The 258-nt window shown below is 60.9% G+C and carries 1 protein-coding gene; it reads right to left on the bottom strand.

All coding sequences use genetic code 11. The features are described from left to right. Window positions 1-176 (bottom strand): type II toxin-antitoxin system RelB/DinJ family antitoxin (locus NLU14_RS22365; RefSeq protein ID WP_275710752.1); only part of this gene is annotated, 176 nt, incomplete at its 3' end. Between the last annotated feature and the right edge of the window lie 82 nt (window positions 177-258).

Here is a 258-nt window from a genome sequence, read left to right as displayed (position 1 = left end):
ATCGTCTCGGCATTGGGCACCAGCGGTTCAAACGGCAAGGCCTTGTCGCGGGCAACGCGGGTCAGCATCAGGCGCACGGCATCGGAGACGGTCAGCCCCATAGCAGCCAGCACGGTCGCGGCTTCCTCCTTCACCGCTCCGTCGATCCGGGTCTGCACAAGAGCGTTTGCGGCCATGTCGATTTCCTTTCTGCATGACGATGTAATGCAAGCGAACGCAAAGTGCAATCAGGCAAAGCCCCGGCTATCGACATGGCGA

This window comes from Marinobacter iranensis (assembly GCF_029207565.1).
In the GTDB taxonomy this organism is placed as follows: Bacteria; Pseudomonadota; Gammaproteobacteria; order Pseudomonadales; family Oleiphilaceae; genus Marinobacter; species Marinobacter iranensis.
Note: the sequence above shows the minus strand (reverse complement) of the source record. Positions and strands in the feature narration are given on the sequence as shown.